Genomic DNA, 23,654 nt, shown 5'->3' with positions numbered 1-23,654 from the left:
GCCGCGATCCTTCGCGCCCGCCACTGGCCTGCCGGCCATCTCCCCCACGAGGGGGGAGATTGGCAGCCTTGACCTAACGCCCACCTTCCAACGCAGAAGGTCGGCGAAAGTGGTGATGAAATCCGATCTCCCCCCTTGTGGGGGAGATGCCCGGCAGGGCAGAGGGGGGCGCTGTCCCGCCGACCTCACATATCCAAAGGCACCGCCCATCAACCTTCCACCCTCGCCATATGGTCTCCGCCAAACCGCTCCCATCGCGCCGGCGCCGGTTCGAATCCCCGCGGGCGCACCAGCGAGGGAACCTGGCGCGTATCGATCTCGAAGCGCTCGCGTCTCCGGTCGATGGCCGGAACGGCTGATATGAGCTTCTTCGTATAGGAATGCTTCGGCGTCGACAGCACCGAGGCCGCGTCGCCGATCTCGACGATCTGGCCGGCATAGATGACAGCGATGCGGTGGGCGATCCGCTCGACGACAGCCATGTCGTGCGAGATGAACAGATAGGCCAGCCCATATTCGCGCTGCAGGTCGACCAGCAGCTCCAGCACTTTGGCCTGCACCGAGACGTCGAGCGCCGACACGGCTTCATCGAGAACGACGACGGACGGGTTGAGCATCAGCGCGCGGGCAATGCACAGCCTTTGCCGCTGGCCTCCGGAGAATTCGTGCGGATAGCGTCGCAGACTGTTCTCCGGCAGGCCGACGCGCTCCAGCAGGCTCGCCATCCTGGCCCGCGCCTCGGCATCCGCCCGCCCGCCATTGGCGATCACCGGCTCCGCCAGGATGCTCTCGATGCTCAGCCGCGGGTTGAGCGAAGCGTAGGGATTCTGGAAAACCATCTGCACGGGCTTGGCGCTATGCTTTGCCGAGGCCGTTCGGGCGCCGACCGAGAAGCTGCCGCGCGTCGAGCGCACCAGCCCAAGGACTGCTTTCGCGGTGGTCGATTTGCCCGAACCGCTCTCGCCGACAATGGCCAATGTCTCTCCCGGCATCAGGTCGAAGTCGACACCGTCGACGGCGTGCACGGCGCCGCTGGCATGGCTGAAGAAACTGCTCTTGAGCGGAAATCGCACCACTAGGCCGTTGACCTCAAGGGCCGGGTCCGACCTTGCGTCCTTGCCGCGCTGTCCGTCCGAGCGTGTCGCGCGGCCGTGGGCGAAATGCGGCACATCCCGCAACAGATGCTGCGTGTAGGCGTGCTGCGGATGATCGAGGATCTGGTTCAATTCGCCCTGTTCCACGGCCTGCCCGTTCTGCATCACCATCACCTTGTCGGCGATGCCGGCGACAAGGCCGATGTCGTGAGTGATGAAGATGACGGACATGCCGCTTTCCTGCTTGAGCTCTGCAAGCAGCGCCATGATCTGCGCCTGCACCGTGACATCGAGCGCCGTCGTCGGTTCGTCGGCGATCAGTAGGCGCGGATTGCAGGCGAGCGCAATGGCGATCATCACCCTTTGCAGCATGCCGCCCGACAGCTGGTTGGGTGTGTATTTCAGCCGCCGCGCGGCGTCGGGAATACGCACCCGGTCGAGCGCGTCCTTGGCCGCCGTCGTGGCCTGCTTGCCCGTCAGGCCGCGATGCAGCCGGAATGATTCCTCGATCTGCGTGCCGATGGTCAGAACCGGGTTGAGCGAAGTCATCGGCTCCTGGAAGATCATGCCGATCTCTGCACCGCGAATGCCGGTCAGTTGCGGTTCGGTCGCGGTCGTCAGGTCGAAGAGACTGCCGTCGGCCTGTTTCAGTCTCATGGTGCCGCCGGTGATGCGGCCGCCACCGAAATCGATGAGACGGTTGATCGACAGCGCGGTGACCGACTTGCCCGAGCCGCTTTCGCCGACCATGGCGAGCGTTTCGCCGTCGGCGAGGTCGAAGCTGACGCCGCGCACCACTTCATTGGCTTGCGGATCGCGGCCGAAGCCGACGCGCAGGTCGCGAACGGACAGAAGCGGGATCATGCGAGCGCTCTCCGCATCTTCGGATCGAGGATGTCGCGCAAGGCGTCGCCCAGCAGGTTGAAGCCCAGAATGCTGATCATGATCGCCAGGCCCGGGAAGATCATCAGCCAGGGCGCGGTTTCCATCAAATTGCGGCTGTCGCTCAGCATCAGGCCGAGCGAGGCGGCCGGCGGCTGCGTGCCGAGCCCGAGGAAACTCAAGCCGGCTTCGGTGAGCAACGCCCAGGCGAGCGCCAGCGTCACCTGGACGGTCAGGGGCGCCACCAGATTGAGCAGCAAATGCCGCGTGACGATATAGAACGAGCTGCTGCCGAAGGTGCGCGCGGCATCGACGAATTCGCGCGCCTTGAGCGACAAAGCGGGGCCGCGCACCACGCGCGTGAAGATCGGCGTGTAGACTACGCCGATGGCGACCACGCTGGTCCATGTGCCAGGTCCGGCAACGGTGACGATCAGCAGCGCCAGGAGGATGGCCGGGAAGGCCAGCAGCACATCCATGATGCGCATCACAACGCCATCCCAGCGGCGCCCGAGCCAGGCGGCGGCGAGCCCGAGCACGGTGCCGGCAAGCGCGGCGAAGGCGACCGAAAAGAACGCCACGGTGAAGGACTGGCCGACGCCCGCGATCAGCCGGCTCGCCACGTCGCGGCCGAACAGGTCTGTGCCCATCCAGTAGGCGGCACTGGGCGCGTGCAGCCGGTCGACCCGGTATTGCGTGATCGGATTGTGCGGGGTCAGTCCCAACAGGCCGAGGATGGCGACCAGGAGATAGGCGCCGACGATCACGCCGCCGATACGGCCGCTGCCGTGCCCGAAGATGGCGCGCAGCATGCGCATCACTGCTCGCCCGGCCGGATGCGCGGATCGAGCGCGACATAGGCGAGGTCCACCAGGAGATTGACGATCATGAAGTTGAAGGCGATGAACAGCACGCTGCCCTGCACCAGCGCGTAGTCGCGCTGGAGGATGGCATCGAGCACCATGCGGCCGAGGCCGGGCAGGGCGTAGATCTGCTCGACGATGACCGCGCCGCCCAGGAGATAGCCGAACTCGATGCCGCTCAGCGTCACCACCGGGATCAGCGCGTTGGGGAGCGCATGCCGCCAGATGACGCTGCGCGCCGAGGCGCCCTTGCTGCGGGCGGTGCGCACATAGTCGTCGCCCAACACGTCGAGCATGGCCGAGCGCGAGATGCGGGTGACAGAGGCGGCGAAGGCGAAGCCGAGCGTGATGGCAGGCAGGATCAGCTGGCTGAGATTGCGCAACGGATCCTGCCAGAGCGGCGCGAATTCGCCCATCGCCGGCAGCACGCCGAAGCCTGCGGACAGCGCGTAGATGATCAAAAGGCCGAGCACGAAGCTCGGCGTCGACTGGCCGATCATGGCGACGACGCGCACGCCGAGGTCGGACAATTTCTCACTGCGGGTGGCGGCGTAGATGCCCGCCGGCATCCCGGCGGCGAGTGCGATGAACATCGAAAGGACGGCCAACTCGAGCGTCAGCGGAAATCGTTCGAGGATGACGTCGAGGACTGGCCTGCCATAGGTGACGGAGATGCCGAAATTGCCGTGCAGGATGCCGCCGATCCAGCGCCAGTACTGGACGAACCAGGGCTGGTCGATGCCGAAATAGGCGGCGAGCGCATCGCGCTGCGCCGGTGTCAGCAGGCCGGCTTCGGTGCCCAGCATCGCGGTAATCGAATCGCCCGGCACCATCCGGATCGCCACGAAGACCAGGATGGACACGCCAAGCAGGACGAGAGGAAACGCCGCCAGTCGTCGCATCAGATAGTTCACGCGAAGAAGTCCTCTCGTCCGATGCCTGCGGACTGCTGGATGGTAACCTTGCTGAGGCTGAACAGCGTACCCGTCGGCGTCGGCACGAATCCCGCGATGTTCTTCTGCTGGGCCGTATAGCTGTAGGACGTGTAGAGCCAGATCCAGGGCGAGACCTCGGCGAGGTGCTTCTCGAATTCGGCGAAGATCACCTTGCGCTTGGCCGGATCGGTCTCGGCGCGGCCTTTCTGCATCAGGCTGTCCAGCGTGTCGTCGATGTAGTTGGCCACCTTCTGCAGATTGCCTGATTTGGTCCAGTAGCGGTTGTACATTGTGTAGGGGTCGGCGCGGCCGCCATTAAGCGCGATCGCCATGTCGAAATCGCCCTTCAGCCAGGCGTCGACATAGACGTTGAGCTCCATCATCTTGATGTCGAGCTTGACGCCGATTTCGGCGAGCTGCGACTGGATGACCTGGGCTTCTGCCGCCGCCGTCGGCGGCTCGCCGGTGGCGCCGATCACGGTCGCCGAAAAGCCGTCGGCAAAGCCTGCCTCCGCCATCAACTTCTTGGCCTTCTCGACATCGCGCTTGTAGCAGAAGAGCTGGCTTGGATCGGTCGCAAGTGCTGGGATCGTCAGCGGTCCCGTAATCTTGCCTTCGCCGAGCGCGGCGGTGTCCAGCACCTCCTGCCGGTCGACGGCGCAGGAGATCGCCTGGCGCACCTTGAGCTCGGTCATAGGCTTGCGTGACGGATTGAGCTGCAGCACGTTATAGGCCAGCACCGGCGCGCGGTTCAGTTGCAGGCTGGCCTCCTTCGGCACCAGCGTGGCGACGAGCGGATCGTTGAGCAGCGCGAAATCGACCTGCTTGGTGCGCATGGCGGCGAGGATCGCCGCTTCGTCGGGCAGCACGCTGATCTCGATGCCGTCGACGCCGGTCGCGCCGCCGGCCCATTCCTTGTTGGCGCTCAACACTTCCTTGGCGTTGGGGTCCCATCTGTCGAGCTTGAACGGGCCGGAGCCGACCGTTTTGGTGCCGATCGAGCCAGCCTTGATCTCGGCCGCCGGCACGATGGCCGCGTTGATGTCGCTCATCGCCGTCAGGATCGGCGCGTCGGGCTGCGATAGATGGAACACGACGGTTCCAGCGTCCGGCGTGTCGATGCTGGTGATCGACAGGAAGTTGGCGCGGGCGGCGGCGCCTGTCTTCTCGTCCAGGATGCGCTCGAACGATGCCTTGACGTCGGCCGGGGTCACGGCAGCGCCGTCCTGGAATTTCGCCTTGGGATCGAGCTTGAAGGTCAGCTCCTTGCCGTCCTTGGAGAATTCCCAGGACGTGGCGATGGCCGGGATGATCTGCAGGCTCGCATCGACCCGCACCAGCGGCTCATAGATCAGCTCCAGGAGCCGCAGCGAGGAAAAGGCCGTCTGCTTGTGCGGATCAAGTCCCGTTGCGTCCTGCGACCAGGCCATGTGCAGCGTCGCCGCCTGCGTCGAAACGGTGGCGATGCCGAGCATGGCTGCCAGCGTGATGCCCGACAGCAGCTTTCTTGTGAGGTAAACCATTCTCGTCTCCCATCTTTGCTTGAACCCGATGCCCTTGCAGTTCTGCGGACCGCTTCCAAGACACACGCGCTTTGGAGCATCGGCCCAGTCTATGCGGCTTCGCGCCGTCTTGTCTAAAGCGGCTTGCCGTTTTGTCTAAGCGGCTTCATGAAGTCTCGTCTCAAGCGCCTTCATACGTCTTGTCTCAAGCGCCTTCATGCGTCTTGTCGCTGATTGCCTTTCGCAGGAAACCCCCTGCCTTGGCGAGGGCTGCACGTGCCTCCTCGACCTCAAGCCCGGTGATGGTCAGCAGGATCGCCAGCTTCACGTCGTTGCCGGTCCGGCCGAGCGCCTGGCGCGCCTGCGCCGCCGTGCAGCCTGTGGTCTGCATCACGATCCTGGTTGCCCTGGCGACCAGTTTCCTGTTGGAAGGATTAAGGTCCACCATCAGGTTCTGGTAGCTCTTGCCGATGCGGATCATCGAGGCCGTGCTCAGCATGTTGAGCACCAGCTTCTGCGCCGTTCCGGATTTCAGCCGGGTCGAGCCGGTCAGCACCTCGGGACCGACGACCGGCGAGATGGCGATGTCGGCGATGCCTGCTATGGTCGATGCCGGATTGCAGGACAGGGCGACCGTCGTTGCTCCCACCTGCTTGGCATAGTTCAGGCCGCCGATCACATAGGGCGTGCGCCCGCTGACCGCGATGCCGACCACCACGTCGTCCGGAGTGAGCTTGATGTCCTGCAAGGCCCTGGCGCCCGTCTTGGGATCATCCTCGGCCCCTTCGGTCGAGCGCACCAGCGCGTCGGGCCCGCCGGCGATCAGGCCAATGACCATGCCTTCCGGCACGCCGAAAGTGGGCGGACATTCCGAGGCGTCGAGCACGCCCAGCCGGCCGCTGGTGCCGGCGCCCATATAGATGAGCCGAGCGCCTTTCTGGAAGGCGAGCACGATGCGGTCGACCGCGGCCGCGATGTCCGGCAGCACCTTTTCGACCGCTGCCGGGACCTCCCGGTCCTCGTCGTTGATCTTGCGCAGGACGTCGATCGTCGGCAGGAGGTCGATGTCCATGGTCCGCGGATTGCGGCCTTCGGAAACCAGCCGGTCCAGCTCGGACATCAAACCTTGCTCGCTCATCCCAGTGCTTTCAAAATCAGGCCAGTGCTTTCAAAATCAGGGCACCCAGCCGGTAACGAGAGTGGTTCCTCAACGGCTCCGGTACACGCGCACGTCGATCTATTGTCGCTACACTGTTTCGTTAACGTCTTAGAATTTCATATTCGTTCCGTCAACGAAAAGATGGAATAAATTATTCCTCGGTGTTAGCACTCGCCGGGCGACCTGCGGGCAAGAATGATCGCCCCGGAAACCGCGTCGCCATCGGCGGGTTTCAGGCGCCGGCGAACGTCGGGAGCGAGCCATGGTTCGAGCGGGCTGGCGAGCCCGCCCAGCAGAGTCACGCGCGGAGCGCCTTTTTCGAAAAGCACCCGCACCAGCGTGTCGATCTGTGCGGCGGCCTTTTGCACGATGCGCCGTCCGGCCGGATCGCCCTGGTCGGCGTGGCGCATGACCATCGGCGCCAGGGCCGCATAATCCGTGGCGCTGGCGCGGTCCATCCAGGCCACGGCTTGCATCGGGTCGTTCTCGAAACGCTGCATGACCTCCGCCAGCAGCGCCGTGCGCTCATGCCGGCCGTCATGGGCGCGCAACGCCAGTTGCACGGCCTTCAAGCCGAGATCGGCGCCGCTGCCTTCGTCGGAGATCGGAAAGCCATAGCCGCCGGCGCGCAGGTCGCGCCCTTCGACGAAGCCAAGGCCGATCGAACCGGTGCCGGCAATGACGATGGCGCCGTCCTGGCCCGAATGCGCGCCGAGGCAGGCGCCGACGCCGTCGCTGACGAAATCGATGCTGGCAAAGGGATGCGCGATCGCCCGCAGCGCCTCCAGCGCGCCCTTGCGTCCGATTCCGGCAAGACCGATCCCGGCGTGGATCCGGGTGGTCTCGGCCGCGCCGAACCCTGCCTCCTCGATCGCGGCGCCAAAGGCCTTGGCAACCGACGCCCAGGCCGCATCGATACCGAGCCGCATCGACGCCGGACCGGAGAGGCCCTGTCCCAGCACGATTCCTTCGGCGTCCTCGATACGGGCGCGACAGCCGGTTCCGCCGCCGTCGACGCCGAGAAAATAATCGGAGCGGCCGTTGTTCATGCGCTCAGCCGCTCGATGTCGGCGCCGCACAGACGCAGCTTGCGGTCCAGTTGCTCATAGCCACGGTCGAGGTGATAGACGCGGTTGATGGTCGTCTCACCCTCGGCGACCAAGGCCGCCAGGACCAGCGAGACCGAGGCGCGCAAATCGGTGGCCATGACTTGCGCGCCGTGCAGTTTCTCGCCGCCGCGCACCAGCGCGGTGGTGCCTTGCAGCTTGATGTTGGCGCCGAGCCGCATCAGTTCGGGAACATGCATGAAGCGGTTCTCGAAAATGGTTTCGCGCAGCAGCGACGCGCCCTGCGCGCAGCACATCAGCGCCATGGACTGCGCCTGGAGATCGGTCGGAAAGCCCGGATAGGGCTCCGTCGTGACGTCTGCGGCCTTGAGTGGCCGCTCGCGTGACACGATGAGCCCGCGGTCGCCGGGCCAGACGCCCACGCCGGTCGCCTCCAGCAGTTGCACCACCGAGGCCATGTGCTCGAGCCGGGCATGCGTCAGTTCCAGTTGCCCGCCGGTGATCGCCGCGGCGATGGCATAGGTGCCGGCCTCTATCCGGTCCGGAATGATGTCGTGCCTGGCCGCGCGCCAGTCCGTGTCGCCGGCGATCAGGATGCGATGCGTGCCGGCGCCTTCGACACGCGCGCCCATGGCGTTGAGGCAAGCGGCGAGGTCGGCCACTTCGGGCTCGCGCGCCGCGTTGAGGATTTCGGTTTCGCCCTTGGCCGTGGCCGCCGCCATCATGGCGGTTTCCGTCGCCCCGACCGACGGCGAGCTCAGCACGATGCGCGTGCCGGTGAGCCCGTTCGGCGCCGAGGCGACGATCAGCCCGTTCTCGATGGCGATCCGGGCGCCCAGTGCCGCGAGTGCGGCGACATGCATGTCGACCGGCCGCGCGCCGATCGCGCAGCCGCCGGGCAGCGAAACCCGCGCATGGCCGAAACGGGCGAGCAGCGGCGCCAGCACCAGCACTGTCGCGCGCATCTTTCTGACGGTGTCGTAAGACGTCTCCCTGGAAACGGCGGCACTGGTGTCGATCGTCGCGGCGTGGGCCGATCGCGTCACCTCGGCGCCGTGCAGCCGCACCACGCCGAGCATGTTCTCGACGTCGGTCACATCGGGCAGGTTGGTCAGTTCGAGCGGGTAGGGACTGAGCAGCGCCGCCGCGATCTGCGGCAGAGCGGCGTTCTTGGCGCCCGATATGGTGACCGCGCCTTGCAGCCTTTGCCCACCGACGATGCGCAGTCTGTCCATGGCTGAAACCTTATGCGACGAGTGCCGCACCGCGTCCGGCGTAGCTGCCAATCCCGAGCTCAATCCAGCCCAGGTTGAGAATTAATTCCGCGTTCTTGGCTGTCAATCGAAATTGGAATAAATTATTCCTTGGCCGTGCGGCTGGACGCCAAAGCGCAAGGGGAATCATGTCCGTTCTGAACAGGATCAATGCCAAGCTCGACGGCATGGCGCCTGGCGATCGTGAGATCGGCCAGTACATCGTCGACAATCCGGACGAGATGCTGCGGCTGTCGACGGCTGCTCTTGCGGCCGAGATTGGGCGCAGCCAGTCGAGCGTCGTCAAATTCAGCCAGAAGCTCGGCTATGCCAGCTATCAGGAGCTCAAGCTCGCCGTCAGCGAAGCCAAGGCGCGGGAATGGCAGATGCCGGCCGGTATGATCCACGGTTCGATCGAGGTCGGCGACGGTTACCAGGTCATCCTGAAGAAGCTGATCGGCAGCAAGCTTCTGTCGATGGAGCGGACCGTCGCCGCCAACAGCGAGCGGATCATCTCCAGGACGCTGGAACTGCTGGACGGTGCGCGCCGCATCCATCTGGTCGGCGTCGGTGCTTCCTCGCTGGTGGCGCGCGATTTCTCCTACAAGCTGATGAAGCTTGGCCGCAATGTGCTGCATGACAGCGACAGCCATATCCAGATGGCCAATGCCTCGACGCTCGGGCCTGGCGATGTGCTGTTCGCGCTCTCCCATTCGGGCGCCAGCATCGAAACCTTGCGCATCGCCGAGCTTGCCCGCAAGCGCGGCACGATGGTGATCGCCGTCACCGGCCTGCACGACAACCCGCTGGGCCGCGTTGCCGATATCTGCCTCTACACCATCGCCGACGAGGAGCGTGCGCGCTCATCGTCCATCACCGCGCGCGATGCGCAGCTCACGCTGACTGACCTTCTGTTCATCCTGCTGGTGCAAAAGCAGCCTGACGCCAATGACTACGTCCACAACAGCGAGGCGGCGGTCTCGGTGCTGAAGGCCGAACGGTCTTCCTAACATGCCCGGACCGAGTCAGCCGTGGCGCGGCACGCCCCTGGCAAGCAGGTAGACGAGATACGGCCCGCCAAGCAGTGAGGCGAACAGGCCGACAGGCAGTTCGTACGGGAAGGCCGCCATGCGCGACAGCCAGTCCGATATGGTCATCAGCAAGGCGCCCAGAAGCATCGCCCCGGCAAGATGAATGCGTGCGCGCCAAAAGCCGAGGAGCCGGGCAAGGTGTGGCGCGATCAGGCCGACGAAGCTCAACGGGCCGACGATCAAAGCGGCCAGCGCTGTCAGGAGCGCGCTGACAACGACCAGCATCAGCCGCCCGCCGGCTACGGGCACGCCAAGTCCGCGCGCACTGTCGGCCCCGAGCGGCAGGATGTCCAGCCAGCGCGCGGCAAAAAAAAGCGGCAGCGTCAGTGGCAACAGGCAGGCCAGTGCAACGGATGCGTCCAGGGCGGTCGCCTGTCCGGTCGAACCGCTCAGCCAGCGCAACAGCACATAGGACTGTGTATTGCCCATCGCGATCGTCGCGGTGATCAGCGCGCTGCACAGTGCGCTCATGGCAATGCCGGCAAGCAGCAATCGGTCGGCGCCGAATTTTGCCTTGGCGGCGATGGCCAGCATGGCGGCCAGTGCCGCCAGTGAGCCCAAGGCCGAGCCGGCGAGCTGCCAGCCGAGCCCGGCGGTTGCGCTGACCGTCAACACGGCGGTCAGGCCGGCGCCCGCGCCGGTGCCGACACCAAGCACTTCGGGGCTCGCCAGAGGGTTGCCGGTAACGCGCTGGATGACCACGCCCGCCGCCGCGAGCATTGCGCCGGCGGCCGCGGCCACGCCGACACGCGGCGCGCGCCAGGAGACGAGATCGGCCAGCAGGTCGCCGCCGGCGATCGACCACCCTGCCGGTCCGCGACCGACCACGAGGGCCAAGGCGGCGGCGGTAAATGTGAGCGCAAGCAGGACGAGGATGACGCGCCAAGGCCGGGGGGCCTTGCGCGGCGTCACGCCATTGGAACCGAGATGCGGCCATTCGAACATGCGCAGCCGCGGCAGCAGCCACAGCAGTAGTGGGCTGCCCAGAAGCGCGGTTCCCGCGCCGGTCGGAATGCGCTCGCCGCCGGAGCCGGCGGCGAGCTGGACCAGCCCGTCGGTCAGCCACAGCAGTACTGCGCCGATCAGCGGCGCGGCGATCAGTTTCTGCCGCAACGTGCGCGCGCCCGAAAGCGTGGCGAGCGCCGGCGCGGCAAGGCCGACGAAACCGATGACGCCGATCTGCGCCGCGACAGTCGTCGCCATCCATACCGCAAGCGCGATGATGAGAAAGCGGCTGGTGTGGCGGGCAACGCCAAGACCGCGCGCCGAGGCGTCGTCGAGGCCAAGGATGGTCAGCGGCCGCAGCAGCATCAATGCCGCGACAGCGCCGGCCGCCAGCCTTGTCGTCAGCGCGATGGCCGGTCCCCAATCCTGCTGCACCAGCGACCCGCCGCCCCAGATGAACAGCGAGAACAGGTAGTCGCCATTGGCGAGGATCAGCGCGGCGCTGACGGAACTCGCGGTCAGCGCCACCATCATTCCGGCGAGCACGACCGACACCGGCTCCAGTCCGCGCCGCCAGGTCAACGCCAGCACAAGCAGCACAGCGGCGGTGCCGCCGGCAAAGGCGACCAGCCCTTGCGACCGTTCCATCAGCAACGGCGCGTAAAGCGAGGCTGCCGTCATCGCCAGTTGCGCGCCGCCCGAAATGCCGAGCGTCGATGGTTCCGCCAGCGGATTGCGCAGCACATGCTGCAACAGCAGGCCGGACAGGCCGAGCACGGCGCCCGCCAGCACCGCCACGACGGCGCGCGGCAGCGTGCTGTAGAACAGGATGACATGGCGGAGATCGCCCGGCACCGATGCCGGCTGCTGCATGCCGACGCGCCATGCGAACAAGAGTGCGGCCACCCCCGCGAGCAGGCCCCACAGGACGAGCGGCGGCAGCGCGCCGCCGATGGTGCGGTGAGGCATCTCGCTTCCGGCTACGGCGCGCCCCGTCATGAAGCATGACCCGCAAGCGCTGCCGTCGCCAGGCGCGCGAAGCGGCGCGCCGACGGCAGGCAGCCGAAATGGTTGATGGCTTCGAGCACCGCGACGCGGCCCTGGCGCACGGCCGGCAGCGCGTTCCACAAGGCATTGGTGGGAAGCGAGCGCCCGACATCCGCCGGCAACGGCGAGACGATCAGGATAGAGGCCTCGGGCACCCGCGCCAGCGCCTCCAGGCCGACGGGTGCTGCCGCGCTGTAACTTGTCTCGTCGGACCAGGCATTGACCAGGCCGAGCCGCGTGAGCACGTCACCGAACATGGAGTCGCGGCCGAAGGCGCGGAAATGCCTGGAGTCGCCGAGGCTGATGACAAAGACCGGCCGGGCGGACGTCGTTGGCAAGGCGGCGCGACGCCGCGCTATATCGTCGGCGGTGTCGCCGACGTAACGCCGCGCTTCGGCCGGTCGTCCGAGCTTTTCGCCCAGCGCCAGCGTTGCTGCCTCGGCGAGAGCGTAGGGCCGCACTCCGGCATCGTAGACGGTTTGCGCGAACACCGGCGCTATGCGCTCCAGAATCGGGCGTTGGTACTCGTAGAAATTGGAGATGACGATCAGGTCCGGCGCGACGATGCGCAACAGCTCGTAGTTGGGCGTGCCGCGCAGTCCGAGATCGGTCACGGATTGGGGAACGGCAGGCTCGACCGCAATCCTGCGGAACTGGATCAGTTCGGTGGCCGCCGCCGGCTCGACGCCGAGCGCCAGAAGCGTTTCCAGCATGCCCCAATCGATCGCGGCAACACTTGTCGTCGCGGTCCTGCCGGCAACCGGCGGCAGCAAGGCCGCGGCCGCCAGCGCAAGCACCTGCCGTCTGTTGGGCGGATGGATCATTGCCAGCGGGTTTGGTCCATGATTACCAACTCGTGTGCGCCTTCAGCTTGAAGGAGCGGCCTTCGCCGTAGGAGCAGGTGAGCGTTGTCTGGCAGCCCGACACATAGGTCTTGTCGAAGAGGTTGGTGATGTTGAGGTCGACGCCCCAGTTCTCCTTCTCGTAGCCGAGCTTCAGGTCGGCCAGCGTCACCGCCGGAACCTTCGCCGTGTTCTCATTGTCTGCCCATGAGGAGCCGATATAGCGCAAACCGCCGCCAATCGAGATGCCGTCATACCAGTCGCCACGGAAGGTGTAATCGACCGATGCGGAAGCCATCACTTCCGGCACGATGAAAGGCGTCTTGCCGATGAGCGCCGGGTTGGCGTCCCTGGTGATGTCGATATCGTAAGCTGTGAATGCACCGGTAACCCGGAAATCCTCCGTCACGTTCACCTTGCCTTCGAGCTCAACGCCGCGTGAACGCACCTCGCCGGTCTGCATCTGGGTGAAGGGAGTGACATTCGACGGCACGTTCTGACGGGTCAGGTCGAACAGCGACAGGGTGAACAGGCCATCGACAAAAGTCGGCACATACTTCACGCCGACTTCGTACTGCGTGCCCTCTTCCGGCTTGAACAGATTGCCCACCGCATCAGTGCCGATGATCGGATTGAAGAAGGTGGCGATGCTGGCATAGGGGGTTACGCCGTTGGCGAACTCATAGGCCAGGCCGGCGCGGCCGGAGAAATCGCCAACCGTGCTGCTCTGCGTGCTGGAGCCCGCCGAGTAATAGGTCGGGCGGTTGTCGGCTTCGAGCCAGCCACGGTCGTAGCGGCCGTTCAGTGTCACCAGCCAGCCATCGCCGAAGCGCATTTGATCCTGTGCATAGAAGCCAAGCTGCTTCTGCGTCAGGTCCTGATTGAGATAGCTGACGCGAGGCGTCAGCGGCGAACCGTACACCGGATCGAAAGCGTCGATCGGATTGTCATAATTGGGATCGTAGAGGCCGGACGACTGTACCTGGTCGATGTTGTAATATTTGAAATCGACGCCAGCGAGGATCGTATGTTCGATCGCTCCGGTCGCTACCTTGCCTTCGATCTGGTTGTCGGCGAGGAAGGTCTTGGCCGTGGTGTCATGATCGAAATTGATCCGCGCCAGCTCGGTCGGCCCTCCGATGGTTGACCAGCCGTTCGGATAGACGCTGACCTCGTTGATGTCGGCGGCGGTGAAACGGGCGTTGGAGCGAACGGTCCAGTCATTGTCGAACGTGTGCTCGAACTCGTAGCCGAGCGAGCCCTGCTCGCGCTTGTAGAGGTCGATGTTCGGTTCCGTGAAGTTCGCATCGGGATCGATGCGGCCATAGTTCACGCCGCCGACAATGTGATCGATCACGGTTCCATCATAGGGCAGGAAGCTGCCGCCATTATGGTTCTCGTCGATGTGGCTGTAATTGGCCAGTATGGTTAGCGTGGTCGCTTCGTCCGGCTTCCAGCTAATGCTCGGCGAGATGAAGCCGCGCCAGCCGTTCTGCAGGTCGCTGTAGGTATCGCCGCCGGCCACCTTGCCCGTCATCCGGTAGCTGACCGTGCCGTTGTTGGCGACATCGCCGATGTCGAAGCCGAGATAGACATTGCCGGCATCGTTGACGCCGGTTTCGACATAGCGCGTGCGTTCGAAGTCCGGGCGCTTGCTGACATAGTTGACCATGCCGCCGGGATTGCTGCCGCCATAGAGCACCGAGGCCGGGCCTTTCAGCACTTCGATGCGCTCAAGGCCAAAGCTGTCGACATAGAAACCGCCGAAACCATAGCTGAACAGCTGGAGGCCATCCATGTAGGTGCCGGTGGCCGTTGCATCGAAGCCGCGAATGTACATCCAGTTGGTGTCGCTGTCGGGGCCAAAAGGCTGCGCAAAGACGCCGGCGGTGTAGCGCAGCGCCTCGTCAGCCTTCTGTGCACCCTGATCCTCGATCTCCTGCCGTCCGACTACCGAGACGGATTGCGGGACTTCCTTGATGTCGGTCGCCGTCTTGGAACCGGTTCTGGTCGTCTTGGCGACGACGCCGTCGACCGGCCCGGTCGCCCTGTCTCCGGCCTCGCCCTCGACCACGACCGGTTCAAGCTGGGTGCTGGATTGCGCCGTCTGCGCGAACGCCGGCATTGGCGGGATCATCGCGGCAGCCGCCACGCCGGCCGCCAGAAGCGCCTTGATCCGATAGATTCTGCTCATCAGGAAAGTCCCCGCCTGTGGTCGTTGAGATACTTGATGGTTTATATCAACTTATCTGCGGGTCATTGGATGGATTTGGGCGGCTTGTCCATTCCTGTCCAAACCACGGACATCGCGGCACTATGTTGCGGAAATGTCACTGGCGGTTTGCGCTCTTCATCCACGCACCGGGCGTCAATCCGACCACGGACTTGAACACGCGGGTAAGGTGCGCCTGGTCGAAGAAGCCGGTAGCCTGGGCGATGTCGCCAAGGGAGGCAGCCTCATGCGCCATCATCGCCTTTGCCCTGTCGATCCGCGCCTGCATCTGCCAGCGGTGCGGCGGCACGCCCGTTGCCGCCTTGAAGGCATGGCTGATCGCGGTTTCGGACAGGCCGGTCAGCGCGGCAAGATCAGCAAGGCGGATCCTGTCCAGGCAGTGGGCGTCGATGTAGTCGGTGACGAGCCGCAGCTTGCGGCGGGACAGGGGCGTCCGGCGCCTGGCGGCACTTGGCCGGTCTATCTGGAAAAGGCATGCGAACAAGGCGTTGAGCAGACCTTCGCCATAAAGATCATGCAGCTTCCGCTCGCTGCCGCATTCAGCGGCGATCAGGCCGGCAAGCGTGGCGATCCGATCATCGCGAAACTGGAGGCGCGACATCTGCAAGGCATCGCGATCGAGGCTGCGGCCGAAGCGGCGGGTCAGTATCGCCGCGTCGAAATGCAGGTCGAGATGCCTGATCCGTTTGAGTCCCTCGACGCGGCCGCGGATCGGCACCCCGGCCGGTATATAGGCTATGGAAAACGCCTGGTTGTGACGGCGCGGTTCGCCCTGGGCACCTTCGACGACGAAGGCACCGTCGCCCTCGACGCCGAGAGCGACGAACAGCCGGGGGTCGGGAGAGACGTAATAACCCTCGGCATTGTCACCGCATGAGACATCCCAGAGGTCGGCGACCACCCCGTCCCAGACGTGCCATTTCAGGTCGCCGATTACGGCAAATCCCTGGATCCGGCTCTCCATGCGCGCAACGAAGGTCAATTCCGCTGTCCTGGCCATAATACATGACAAAACTATTCATGTTTATGCCCGGTCAGCGACTGCACCGCAAGCCCTTGCGTTGCCGCTGCCGTCGGTCAGCCGAGCCTCAGACGCTTTCGAGATAGGTCTCGATCTCGAAGTCGCTGACGTTGAGCGCGAACGTATTCAGTTCCTGGCGTTTGCAGGCGATGAAAGAGTGGCGCAGGATCGCCGGGAAGATCTCCGCCACATGCGTCCCGCTTTCAAAGGCCGCGATGGCGGATGCCCAGTCCGGCGGCAGCTTGGCCGCGGCAAGGCCTTGCCCGTCGTTCCCGGTCGGGTCGCCCGGTGACATCTGCCTTTCGATGCCGACCAGTGCCGCGCCCAGTATGGCGGCAAGCACAAGATAGGGATTGGCGTCCGCTCCCGACACGCGATGCTCGATGCGGCGCGCACCGGTCGGGCCGCCGGGAATGCGGATCGCGACCATGCGGTTCTCGTAACCCCAGGCGACGGCGGTCGGCGCGTAGGATCTCGGCCGGAGCCTGCGGTAGGAGTTGAAATGCGGCGCGAACACCAGCGTGCTCTCGGCCATCGCCGCCAGCAGTCCGCCGACAGCGTGGCGCATAATGCCGGAGCCCTGGTCGGTGCCGTCGTCGAAGACGTTGCGCCCATTGGCGTCGACAAGGCTGAAATGGACGTGAAAGCCGTTGCCGGCCCGGTCGCCATAGGGCTTGGCCATGAAGCAGGCGGCAAAGCCGTGCTTGCGGGCAATGCCCTTCACCGTGCGCTTGAACAGGACGGCGTCGTCGGCTGCCCGCAGCGCGTCCGCGACATGGTTCAAATTGATCTCGAACTGACCGACGCCGTTCTCGGCGATTGCCGTATCGACGGGAATGCCTTGTGCCCGGCAGGCTTCGTAGATGTCGTGGATGAAGGCCTCGAAGTCGTCGATCTCGTCGATAGACAGTGCCGCGTCGGAGTCCAGACGCCGCCCGGTGACCGGCGAGACGGGCCCGACCGGCCGCTGCGATTGCGGATCGACAAGGTAGAATTCGAGCTCGGTCGCGGCCACAGGGGTCAGCCCCAAAGCCTTGTAGCGATCGAGGATGCGGGCCAGCGCCCGCCGGGGATCGCCGAGATACGGCGCGCCGCCTTCGTCGGCGAGCCAGAGCGGGATGAGGGCGGTCGGATGCGCCGTCCAGTTCACGGGAAGGATGCCGCGGCCGGTCCACTGGCACAATCCGTCTGCATCGCCGGTCGAGAACACCAGCGCGTTGCCTTCGATATCCTCGCCCCAGATGTCCAGCCCGATCAGCGAATAGGGCATGCGCAGCTTGCCCTCCAGCGCCTTGCGCGCCTGCTCGACGGGGATGCGTTTTCCCCGCATGATGCCATTGAGGTCGCACACCGCGGCCCTCAGGCTCTGGATGTCGTTTCGGCTCTCAAGCCAGTTCAGAACGTCCGCAATTGCATCGCCCAATTTCCAACCTCTGGTTTCGAAGGGTGCCCGCGCCCTGATCGGCTGCACTATCCCTGGTAAAAATGGCTTGTGATTTTCGGAACACGTATCCGGCCGCAGCCGGAACGTTTCCCTATTTTTTCAAGCCACTAGCTGGGATGTCGGGAGGCATTTCAAAACCAATTGCGCGATCTGCGATCACAACATAGAGGTAAGGACGCGGAAAGCCAAGGCTCGGCATCAGGCTCGGCATCGGGCTGAGCGCGCGGCGTCTGCGGCCGCTGTGGCGATCTGAAACGCCCCTATCACAAATCTTGACCTTCCCCGCACTTGCACCTCTGGCCGCTCTCTGGCTTTTTGGGACACCCATCCGAGCGGACTGATTCGTCACGCCGCTCTGCGTCGGTTGCCGTTTTGCGGTGTGATCGATCTGGCGGGGCGTGAAGCGCGAGCGACTGGCGAAGGAGAAGAGGCATGGCCGAGTTCAAGAAGCCCGAGATCTCCGAGATGAGACCCAAGATCACCGTTGTCGGCGTCGGCGGCGGCGGCGGCAACGCCATCAACAACATGATCGCCGAGCAGCTTCAGGGCACCGAATTCATTGCCGCCAACACAGACGCACAGGCGCTCACCATGTCCAAGGCGACGCGGCTGATCCAACTCGGCGCGCATGTGACCGAAGGGCTGGGCGCCGGATCGCTTCCCGAGATCGGCCGCGCCGCGGCCGAGGAATCGCTGGACGAGATCATGGACCATCTGGCCGGCACCCATATGTGCTTCGTCACCGCCGGAATGGGCGGCGGCACCGGAACCGGCGCCGCGCCGGTGATCGCCCAGGCGGCGCGCAAGGCAGGCATCCTGACGGTCGGCGTCGTCACCAAGCCGTTCACTTTCGAGGGCAGGCGCCGCATGCAGATGGCCGAAGAGGGGATCGAGCGGCTGCGCGAAAGCGCCGACACCGTAATCGTCATCCCCAACCAGAACCTGTTCCGGATCGCCGACGCCAAGACCACCTTCGCCGATGCCTTCGTCATCGCCGACCGGGTCCTCTATGCCGGCGTCAGCTGCATCACCGATCTCATCGTCAAGGAAGGCCTGATCAACCTCGACTTCGCCGACGTCAAATCGGTGATGCGCGGCATGGGCCGCGCCATGATGGGAACCGGCGAGGCGTCAGGCGATAGCCGGGCGATGAAGGCGGCGGAAGCCGCCATCGCCAACCCGCTGCTGGACGAGATGTCGATGAAGGGAGCCAAGGGCGTGCTGGTCTCGATTTCCGGCGGCCGCGACATGACCCTGTTCGAGGTCGACGAGGCCGCCACGAGAATCCGTGAAGAGGTCTATGAAGACGCCGACATCATCGTCGGCGCCATCTTCGACAAGAGCATGGAAGGCCGGTTCCGGGTTTCGGTGGTGGCCACCGGCCTCGACCGCGGGCTCGGCGTGGAAGATGCCGATGCCGGCATGGCGCACGACCATTCGATGCCGTCCGCGGCGCGGACGTTGCAATAGGGCCTGCTCGCCGGCGGCCTTTGCTGCCACCAGGCACATCGACGTCGCTCGGCCCATCACGCGATCCAGCCGGGACCTGATCACCGAAAGCGGCTTGCCGAATGCTGGGATCCGTTCACCGGCGAGCCGCTGGGCGGCGGCGCTTCACCTGGACGGCGGCGATGGTGATCGGGTTCCTGCGCGAAATATAAGCCGACACCGCTTTCTTTTGAGCGGTAGCCGTGGCCCTGATAGGTGCCGCGTGTCAGGTGTTCGCATGTCCATTCTCGTTGACAATCAGCGCCCCTTTTTGAACCTCGCGTGATTTTGCAGGCGCTTGGCGCTTGACTCCGACGCGTCCGTGTGAAAAATTTTGCAGAAACTGAAAAAAATATCAAAGGGCGGAACGTGGTTGGATTTGGAAACGGCCTCTTGCGCGATGATGAAACCGGCATGGCGGCACGCGCCGCCTGGCTTCATTACGCTGGCGGCCTGACCCAGTCCGAGGTTGCCAAGCGCCTCGGGCTGACCAGCCTCAAGGCCCACCGCCTCATCACCAAGGCCAATCAGGAAGGGCTGGTGAAGGTCTATATCGACGGCGAAGTGTCGGAGTGCGTCGAGCTCGAGGACGAGCTGTCGCGCCGCTACGGCCTCGATTATTGCGAGGTGGTTCCCGATTTCGATTCCGAGGAATTGCCGCTCAAGGCGCTCGGCATCGCCGGCGCGCAATTCCTCAAGCGTGAGATCGAACGCGGCGAGCAGGCGCTGATCGGCGTCGGCCATGGCCGCACGCTCGCCGCCTGCGTGGAATACCTGCCGCGCAGCTCGACAGACAAGATCCGCTTCGTTTCGCTGCTCGGCGGCCTGACGCGGAAGTTCTCGGCCAACCCGCATGACGTCATTCATCGCCTCGCCGAGCGCACCGGTGCCGAAGCCTATGTGATGCCGGTGCCGATGTTCGCCAACACAGTGGACGACCGCGCGGTGTTGCTGGGACAGAAGGGCATCAGCGAGGTTTTCGATCTCGCAAGATCCGCCGACCTTTTGTTTGCCGGCATCGGCACGGCCGAACGCGAAGCCTCGCTCGTCGCCACCGGCATGATCGAGAAGGGCGAGATGGAGGAGATCCGCCGCAATGGCGGCGTCGGCGAATTGCTCGGCCATTTCTTCGACGATGCCGGCAAAGCGGTGGCAACAACCCTTTCCAACCGGGCGCTGGCACTGGCGCGCGAGGACATCGCCAGCCGCCGGATCGTCGCGGTCGCCGGCGGCAAGGTCAAGGTTCGAGCCGTCAAAGCGGTGCTGGAGGGCCGCTATCTGAAGGGCCTGATAACTGATGAGCGGACAGCGCGATCGCTCGTGGAGGAGACGCCGGTCGGGTAGCCGGCGTCGGTTCAGTTAAAACTACCCTGTGGAGGAGAAGACCAAATGCATGAGAAAGAGAAAGACCTCATTGACGCTTTCCTGCGCGGACAAGTCGACCGTCGTGGGCTGATCAAGGGCTTGGGTGCCATGGGCCTCGCCGCAGGCACCGCCGGCACGCTGCTCAACCTGGGACAGACCCGTGCGCTGGCCGCCGATTTCGACTGGAAGGCGCACAAGGGCAAGACCATCAAGCTCTTGCTCAACAAGCATCCCTATGCCGATGCGATGATCGCCGACCTTGAGAACTTCAAGCAACTGACCGGCATGAATGTCGTCTATGACGTGTTCCCGGAAGACGTCTATTTCGACAAGGTCACGGCGGCGCTGTCGGCGAGTTCTCCCGAATACGACGCCTTCATGACCGGCGCCTACATGACCTGGACCTACGGCCCTGCCGGCTGGATCACCGACCTCAACGAATGGATCAAGGATCCGGCCAAGACCAACCCGAACTATGCCTGGGACGATCTCCTGCCGGGCGTCAAGGCGTCCTGCGCCTGGAACGGCACTCCCGGCGGCGCGCTCGGTTCCGAAGATGCCAAGCAGTGGTGCATTCCGTGGGCCTTCGAACAGAACAACATAACCTACAACAAGGGTATGTTCGACAAGGCCGGCGTCGGCATTCCGGGCAATCTGGACGAGATGATCACGACGGCGGCCAAGCTGCAGAAGGATATTGGCGGCGGCGTCTACGGCATCGGCGTGCGCGGCTCGCGCTCCTGGGCGACGATCCATCCCGGCTTCCTGTCGGCCTATGCCAACTTCAACGAGAAGGACCTCAACGTCTCCGCCGACGGCAAGCTGTCGGCCGCTATGAACACTGCCGGCTCCAAGGCCTTCCACGCCAAATGGGTGCAGATGATCCAGGAGAGCGGCCCCAAGGACTGGTCGACCTACACCTGGTACCAGGTCGGCGCCGATCTCGGCGCCGGCGCTTCGGCGATGATCTTCGACGCTGACTGCCTCGGCTATTTCATGAATGGCGGCGACAACAAGATGGCCGGCAAGCTCGCCTATGCCGCCTTCACCGCCAATCCCGAGGCCAAGGCTTCGACGCCCAACATCTGGATCTGGTCGCTGGCGATGTCCAATTTCTCGAAGGACAAGGACGCGACCTGGTACTTCCTGCAATGGGCTTCGGGTCCCGAGCACGGGCTGTTCGGCGCCACCAAGATGGATTTCGTCGATCCGGTCCGCCAGTCGGTCTGGAAGGACGAGATGTTCCGCGAGAAGCTGAAGAAGAGCTATCCCGGCTATGTCGAGATGTTCGACGCCTCGGCGCCGGGCGCCTCGATCAAGTTCACCGCGCAGCCGCTGTTCTTCGATCTCACCACCGAATGGGCGGCGACGCTCCAGAAGATGGTGGCCAAGGAAGTGCCGGTCGACGAAGGCCTCGACAAGCTGGCCGAAAGCATCAACGGACAGCTCAAGGAAGCCGGCCTCGGCTAAGTCGTAACGAGGGCCGGCCTGCTCTGGCCGGCCGGCCTTCACCGGACCTTTTCATGTGTGCGACGCGGTGCCGTAAGGTCGCCGCCATTCGCCCGACCGGCCGCCTTGCTCCCTGGGCGGCCGGCAGGGCGGAGCGACAGGGACAACGGAGCAGCACGATGACTGCGGTAGTATCGCAAAGGCCCAAGCCTTCGGGCTTTAAGATCAGCAAGAGAGTGTTGCCCTATGTGCTCAGCCTGCCGGCTCTGCTGGTCTGCATCGGCATTCTGATCCCGTTCCTGACCTCGGTAGTCTATTCGTTCCAGCGCTACCGGCTGAGCCAGCCCTGGGCGCGTCAGTTCAACTGGGGCGACAATTACATCAGCTTCTTCACCGATCCGAAGTTCTGGAACACGCTCAAAGTCTCGCTGCTCTATGCCGGCACTACGGTGGTGCTGGAACTGCTTCTCGGTCTCGCCATCGCGCTGCTTTTGCAGAAGCGCTCGACCCTGAACAACTTCATCTCGATCATGCTGCTGATGCCGCTGATGACGGCGCCGGCATTAGCCGCGCTGATGTGGAAGCTGATGACCAATCCAGGCTTCGGCGTCTTGAGTTATCTCGCCAGCCTCATTGGCTTGCAGGATTTCCGCTGGGCCTCGTCGCCGTCGACGGCTTTGTTCACCGTCGTTCTCGTCGATATCTGGGTCTACACGCCGTTCATCATGATCCTGCTGCTTGCCGGCCTGCGCAGCCTGCCGACGCAGCCCTTCGAGGCCGCCGCACTCGACGGGGTGCCGAGGAGCTTCGTCTTCTTCCGCATCACGCTGCCGATGCTGACGCCCTACATATTGACGGCGACCCTGTTCCGTCTGCTCGATTCGATCCAGCAGTTCGACATCATCTATGCCATGACCCAAGGCGGCCCGGGCGACACGCTGACCGTCTTCCAGGTCGAGGCCTATCTCAATTTCTTCCAGTCGACCAATGTCGGCCGTTCGGCGGCGCTCATGATCATCCTGTGGGCGATCACCTATTTCCTCTCCAACATCTTCATCAAGAACTGGCTGCGGCTGCGCGAACGCGCCCGCGGCCAGGCATAGGAGGCGGCCATGGAACACACCTCCCTTGTCGAACGCATCTTGCGCGGCGCGGCACTCACGCTGGTCGTGATCTTCTTCATGTTCCCGATCGTCTGGATCCTGATGATGTCGTTCCAGACCAACGAGACCATCCTGCGCATCCCGCCGCAACTCATCTTCGAGCCGACGCTCGCAAACTACACGGCACTGATCACGGGCAAACTGATGACGGCAGCCGGCACGCTCGACATCGCCTTCATGCGCAATCTGTGGAATTCGGTGTTCCTGTCGGTGACCTCGGTCGCGGTCTCGCTGCTGCTCGGCGTCCCGGCGGCCTACGCGTTCGCGCGGCACAAGTTCCGCGGCTCGGAGGACATCGCCTTCACGCTGCTGTCGTTCAGGTTTGCGCCGGCCCTGCTGGTGCTGTTGCCGCTCACGCTCTATTTCCAGAAGCTCGGGTTGGCCAACACCTATATCGGGCTGATCTGGGTCTACCAGCTGATCTGCCTGCCGCTGATCCTGTGGATCGTGCGCGGCTATTTCGAGGATATTCCCGCCGACATCGAATATGCCTATCGCATCGGCGGCCATTCCTGGTTCGCCACTTTCCGCAAGATCGCGCTGCCGCTCGCCGGCCCCGGCATTGCCGCTGCCGGCCTGCTCGCCTTCATCTTCGCCTGGAACAATTTCGTTTTCGCGCTGGTGCTGGCCTCGGCCGACAAGCAGCCGGTGACGGTCGGCGCGCTCGCCTTCATCACCTCCTCGGGCATCCAGTACGGCCAGATCTCGGCGGCCATCGTCCTGTCGATCACGCCGACTCTGGCGCTCGCCCTCTACGCGCAGCGCTATCTGGTCGAGGGCCTGTCACTCGGCGCGGTGAAGGGGTAGTTCC

At 64.4% G+C, this 23,654-nt stretch carries 18 protein-coding genes; 6 read left to right on the top strand and 12 right to left on the bottom strand.

The window, feature by feature from the left end; translation table 11 throughout:
- Nucleotides 1-209: 209 nt before the first annotated feature.
- The 7 genes from LB533_RS06325 to murA all read right to left on the bottom strand — a co-directional run bounded on the left by LB533_RS06325 (nt 210) and on the right by murA (nt 8,737).
- On the bottom strand, nt 210-1,958 hold the full coding sequence (locus LB533_RS06325) for an ABC transporter ATP-binding protein (RefSeq protein ID WP_140638516.1): 1,749 nt from the start codon (nt 1,956-1,958) through the stop codon (nt 210-212).
- Nucleotides 1,955-2,794, bottom strand: coding sequence for an ABC transporter permease (locus LB533_RS06320; protein ID WP_140638517.1), 840 nt, complete (start codon nt 2,792-2,794; stop codon nt 1,955-1,957). The genes LB533_RS06325 and LB533_RS06320 overlap by 4 nt, the downstream gene beginning before the upstream one ends.
- Entirely contained in the window at nt 2,794-3,753 is a 960-nt protein-coding gene (locus tag LB533_RS06315; RefSeq protein WP_140638518.1) for an ABC transporter permease, read from the bottom strand. Before LB533_RS06315 ends, LB533_RS06320 begins: the two co-directional genes overlap by 1 nt.
- Complete coding sequence (locus LB533_RS06310; protein ID WP_224676888.1) at nt 3,750-5,297, bottom strand: ABC transporter substrate-binding protein; 1,548 nt, start codon at nt 5,295-5,297, stop codon at nt 3,750-3,752. The genes LB533_RS06315 and LB533_RS06310 overlap by 4 nt, the downstream gene beginning before the upstream one ends.
- 184 nt (nt 5,298-5,481) lie before the next feature.
- On the bottom strand, nt 5,482-6,414 hold the full coding sequence (gene murQ / locus LB533_RS06305) for an N-acetylmuramic acid 6-phosphate etherase (protein WP_224676887.1): 933 nt from the start codon (nt 6,412-6,414) through the stop codon (nt 5,482-5,484).
- Nucleotides 6,415-6,599: 185 nt separating this feature from the next.
- Nucleotides 6,600-7,484 carry an N-acetylglucosamine kinase gene (locus LB533_RS06300; RefSeq protein ID WP_224676886.1) on the bottom strand — a complete coding sequence of 295 codons (885 nt, stop codon included), beginning with the start codon at nt 7,482-7,484 and terminating at the stop codon, nt 6,600-6,602.
- Complete coding sequence (gene murA, locus LB533_RS06295; protein ID WP_224676885.1) at nt 7,481-8,737, bottom strand: UDP-N-acetylglucosamine 1-carboxyvinyltransferase; 1,257 nt, start codon at nt 8,735-8,737, stop codon at nt 7,481-7,483. The genes LB533_RS06300 and murA overlap by 4 nt, the downstream gene beginning before the upstream one ends.
- Before the next feature lie 167 nt (nt 8,738-8,904).
- Here murA and LB533_RS06290 point away from each other — a divergent pair, with 167 nt between their 5' ends.
- Nucleotides 8,905-9,765: a MurR/RpiR family transcriptional regulator gene (locus LB533_RS06290; RefSeq protein WP_224676884.1), complete on the top strand. Its 861-nt coding sequence runs from the start codon at nt 8,905-8,907 to the stop codon at nt 9,763-9,765.
- 15 nt (nt 9,766-9,780) lie between these two features.
- On the opposite strand, the gene fhuB is transcribed toward LB533_RS06290, so the two are convergent.
- From fhuB to LB533_RS06265, 5 genes are all read right to left on the bottom strand, one after another.
- Nucleotides 9,781-11,760, bottom strand: a complete 1,980-nt coding sequence (fhuB, locus tag LB533_RS06285) for a Fe(3+)-hydroxamate ABC transporter permease FhuB (RefSeq protein ID WP_224676883.1) — start codon at nt 11,758-11,760, stop codon at nt 9,781-9,783.
- A 26-nt stretch (nt 11,761-11,786) separates the two neighbouring features.
- The gene (locus LB533_RS06280) at nt 11,787-12,662 is read right to left on the bottom strand and encodes an ABC transporter substrate-binding protein (protein ID WP_318012428.1); all 876 of its coding nucleotides are present in this window, start codon (nt 12,660-12,662) and stop codon (nt 11,787-11,789) included.
- Nucleotides 12,663-12,684: 22 nt separating this feature from the next.
- A complete protein-coding gene (locus tag LB533_RS06275; protein WP_224676882.1) occupies nt 12,685-14,874 on the bottom strand; it encodes a TonB-dependent siderophore receptor in 2,190 nt (729 codons plus the stop codon).
- Nucleotides 14,875-15,010: 136 nt separating this feature from the next.
- Nucleotides 15,011-15,895: a helix-turn-helix domain-containing protein gene (locus LB533_RS06270; RefSeq protein ID WP_224676881.1), complete on the bottom strand. Its 885-nt coding sequence runs from the start codon at nt 15,893-15,895 to the stop codon at nt 15,011-15,013.
- 106 nt (nt 15,896-16,001) lie between these two features.
- Nucleotides 16,002-17,357, bottom strand: coding sequence for a glutamine synthetase family protein (locus tag LB533_RS06265; protein ID WP_140638527.1), 1,356 nt, complete (start codon nt 17,355-17,357; stop codon nt 16,002-16,004).
- Nucleotides 17,358-17,810: 453 nt separating this feature from the next.
- Between LB533_RS06265 and ftsZ the strand changes: the two genes are divergently transcribed.
- From ftsZ to LB533_RS06240, 5 genes are all read left to right on the top strand, one after another.
- A complete protein-coding gene (gene ftsZ / locus LB533_RS06260; protein WP_140551191.1) occupies nt 17,811-18,848 on the top strand; it encodes a cell division protein FtsZ in 1,038 nt (345 codons plus the stop codon).
- A 387-nt stretch (nt 18,849-19,235) separates the two neighbouring features.
- On the top strand, nt 19,236-20,210 hold the full coding sequence (locus tag LB533_RS06255) for a sugar-binding transcriptional regulator (protein WP_181165158.1): 975 nt from the start codon (nt 19,236-19,238) through the stop codon (nt 20,208-20,210).
- 45 nt (nt 20,211-20,255) lie between these two features.
- Nucleotides 20,256-21,701: an ABC transporter substrate-binding protein gene (locus tag LB533_RS06250; protein ID WP_224676880.1), complete on the top strand. Its 1,446-nt coding sequence runs from the start codon at nt 20,256-20,258 to the stop codon at nt 21,699-21,701.
- Nucleotides 21,702-21,859: 158 nt separating this feature from the next.
- Nucleotides 21,860-22,783, top strand: a complete 924-nt coding sequence (locus tag LB533_RS06245) for a carbohydrate ABC transporter permease (protein WP_224676879.1) — start codon at nt 21,860-21,862, stop codon at nt 22,781-22,783.
- Between the two features lie 9 nt (nt 22,784-22,792).
- Nucleotides 22,793-23,650, top strand: a complete 858-nt coding sequence (locus LB533_RS06240) for a carbohydrate ABC transporter permease (protein ID WP_140638530.1) — start codon at nt 22,793-22,795, stop codon at nt 23,648-23,650.
- Nucleotides 23,651-23,654: the final 4 nt, after the last annotated feature.

The sequence above is a fragment of the Mesorhizobium sp. BR1-1-13 genome (assembly GCF_020165515.1).
Lineage (GTDB): Bacteria > Pseudomonadota > Alphaproteobacteria > Rhizobiales > Rhizobiaceae > Mesorhizobium.
Note: the sequence above shows the minus strand (reverse complement) of the source record. Positions and strands in the feature narration are given on the sequence as shown.

Excerpts from the sequence above, each read along its gene's own strand:
- LB533_RS06325 (WP_140638516.1), bottom strand. The coding sequence starts at position 1,958 with ATGATCCCGCTTCTGTCCGTTCGCGACCTGCGCGTCGGCTTCGGCCGC.
- LB533_RS06320 (WP_140638517.1), bottom strand. The coding sequence starts at position 2,794 with ATGCGCATGCTGCGCGCCATCTTCGGGCACGGCAGCGGCCGTATCGGC.
- LB533_RS06310 (WP_224676888.1), bottom strand. The coding sequence starts at position 5,297 with ATGGTTTACCTCACAAGAAAGCTGCTGTCGGGCATCACGCTGGCAGCC.
- murQ (WP_224676887.1), bottom strand. The coding sequence starts at position 6,414 with ATGAGCGAGCAAGGTTTGATGTCCGAGCTGGACCGGCTGGTTTCCGAA.
- LB533_RS06300 (WP_224676886.1), bottom strand. The coding sequence starts at position 7,484 with ATGAACAACGGCCGCTCCGATTATTTTCTCGGCGTCGACGGCGGCGGA.
- murA (WP_224676885.1), bottom strand. The coding sequence starts at position 8,737 with ATGGACAGACTGCGCATCGTCGGTGGGCAAAGGCTGCAAGGCGCGGTC.
- LB533_RS06290 (WP_224676884.1), top strand. The coding sequence starts at position 8,905 with ATGTCCGTTCTGAACAGGATCAATGCCAAGCTCGACGGCATGGCGCCT.
- fhuB (WP_224676883.1), bottom strand. The coding sequence starts at position 11,760 with ATGCCTCACCGCACCATCGGCGGCGCGCTGCCGCCGCTCGTCCTGTGG.
- LB533_RS06280 (WP_318012428.1), bottom strand. The coding sequence starts at position 12,662 with ATGATCCATCCGCCCAACAGACGGCAGGTGCTTGCGCTGGCGGCCGCG.
- LB533_RS06275 (WP_224676882.1), bottom strand. The coding sequence starts at position 14,874 with ATGAGCAGAATCTATCGGATCAAGGCGCTTCTGGCGGCCGGCGTGGCG.
- ftsZ (WP_140551191.1), top strand. The coding sequence starts at position 17,811 with ATGGCCGAGTTCAAGAAGCCCGAGATCTCCGAGATGAGACCCAAGATC.
- LB533_RS06250 (WP_224676880.1), top strand. The coding sequence starts at position 20,256 with ATGCATGAGAAAGAGAAAGACCTCATTGACGCTTTCCTGCGCGGACAA.
- LB533_RS06245 (WP_224676879.1), top strand. The coding sequence starts at position 21,860 with ATGACTGCGGTAGTATCGCAAAGGCCCAAGCCTTCGGGCTTTAAGATC.
- LB533_RS06240 (WP_140638530.1), top strand. The coding sequence starts at position 22,793 with ATGGAACACACCTCCCTTGTCGAACGCATCTTGCGCGGCGCGGCACTC.